The sequence below is a fragment of the Pseudokineococcus basanitobsidens genome, from assembly GCF_037482545.1.
Taxonomy (GTDB): Bacteria; Actinomycetota; Actinomycetes; order Actinomycetales; family Quadrisphaeraceae; genus Pseudokineococcus; species Pseudokineococcus basanitobsidens.
In genome coordinates this window covers 1-1,771 of sequence record NZ_JBBIAA010000061.1, presented here as the reverse complement: position 1 = coordinate 1,771, position 1,771 = coordinate 1, and the positions used below count along the sequence as shown (strand labels likewise).

The following is a 1,771-nucleotide window of genomic DNA, read 5'->3' as shown; positions in this document are numbered from 1 at the left end:
GGCGTGCTGGTCTGGCCCGTTCGGCTGGGCCGGCGGGTGATCTTGGTGGGTGTTCGCGCGCGGGTTCGTTGCGGTGGGGGTCCGGGGGCTCCGGGCCGTCCTTCGTGCTCCACCTAGCGTTCAACCGGGGTGGTCCCCTACAGGGTTCATCCGAGCTCGGTGAAGGACGGGCCGGGGCTGCTCTTGCTCAGTTGCGAGGTCCGGTGTCGGCCTCGAGGCGCTGACGAGCTCGCCCCGGGTGTGGTGCTGGGCCGCGCGTGGTGGGGGTCAGGCGGCGGTGGGCACCACCACCTGCTGCCGGCGGCGGTCTCGGGCGGGGCCGGCGAGGGTGGGGTCCCAGGTCTGGTGGTGGACGACCATGTGGTGGATCTGGCGCAGCAGGGCGGCGGCGACGGCGGTGCGGGCCTGGGCGTCGTGCAGGCGTGGTCGGTCGGTGCGGGTGGTCAGGTGGGTGTGGCGGGCGGCGTAGACGGGGTTGTGCCGCAGCGCTCCCCAGGTCGCGCGCCAGGCCGCCACGCGTAGGCCGGGGCGGCCGCGGCGGGAGGTGGTGGTCTGCCCGCGCAGGGTGCCGGACTCGTTGCGCACGGGGCTGAGGCCGGCGTGCTTGACCAGGGCGCGGGCTCTGTCGAAGCGGGTCGGGTCACCGCTCTCGGCGAGGATCGCCGCGACGCCGACGGGTGAGACCCCGGGGATGCTCGCGGCGATCTCGTCCAGGCCGAGGTCGGCCAGCACGGTGAGCATCCGGGCCTCGACCTCGGCCAGCTCGGTGGTCGCTGCGGACAGGTCGGTCAGGGCGAACGCGGCCCGCTCCAGGGCCCCGTGGCGTTGGGCCGCGACCCCGGCGCCCGCGCCGGCGGGCCCGGCCGCGGCGTGGACGGCCTCGGCGACCCGGCGGCAGACCCGGCGCCCGCCGCCGGCGCGGACGCCGCGGGCGACCCGGGCGGTGAACCGAGCCCGTGACCGGGCGCGTACGGCGCCCACGTCACCGCCGGCGTCGACCGCGGCGTGCAGGGCCAGGGCGGCCGCGGCCCGCCAGGTCGCCGAGTCCAACGGTGCCGCGGCCGCGTCCAGCAGCGCGGGCCAGCAGCCCTGGACGAGGTCGGCGGCCTGCTGGCGGGCGGCGCCGGCGCGGGTGATCAGCTGGGCGCGGCGGGCGCCGAGGTGACGCAGCCGGGCCCAGGCCGGGTCGGCCTGCTCGGGCAGGTAGCAGCGCAGCTGGACCGTCAGGCGGGCGATGACGACCGCGTCGCGGTCGTCGGTCTTGTCGCGGGTCAGGTCCTCGCCCTCACGGCCGCGGGCGACCAGCATCGGTGACACGCACACCAGCGGTACGCCGGCCGCGGCGGCGATCTCGCCCAGCACCCGCCAGCGGTGGCCGGTCGGCTCGCACGCCAGGACCAGCCCGGCGAAGCCGTGCCCGGTGGCCACTCCCCGGGCCCAGGTCAGGACCTCGGCCAGGTCCCAGGCCCGCCCGCGCAGCACCCGCCGGGCCAGCACCCGCGAGTCGTGGTCGACCACGACCGCGGCCTGCACCCGGTCGGCGAGGTCGACCGCCAGGACCGCCCAGTCACGGCCGACGACCTCCCGCAGCCGACCCAGCCGGGCGTTGCGCCGCCGGTCACCGCGCGACAGCCCGCCCGCGCCCGTCGTCGTCCTCGTCGTCTGGCTACCGTTCTTCATGGACATCCTCCTGCCGTGGTTGGGACACCAAGCCCGCACACCACAGCAGGGGGATGTTCGCCGTAGGGATCCACGCACCTGCTCTTACTAG

General features: G+C 76.8%; 1 protein-coding gene. It reads right to left on the bottom strand.

What is annotated here, in order from left to right:
- Positions 1 to 267: 267 nt before the first annotated feature.
- Positions 268 to 1,680, bottom strand: coding sequence for a transposase (locus tag WDZ17_RS17240; RefSeq protein WP_339576409.1), 1,413 nt, complete (start codon positions 1,678 to 1,680; stop codon positions 268 to 270).
- Positions 1,681 to 1,771 lie beyond the last annotated feature (91 nt).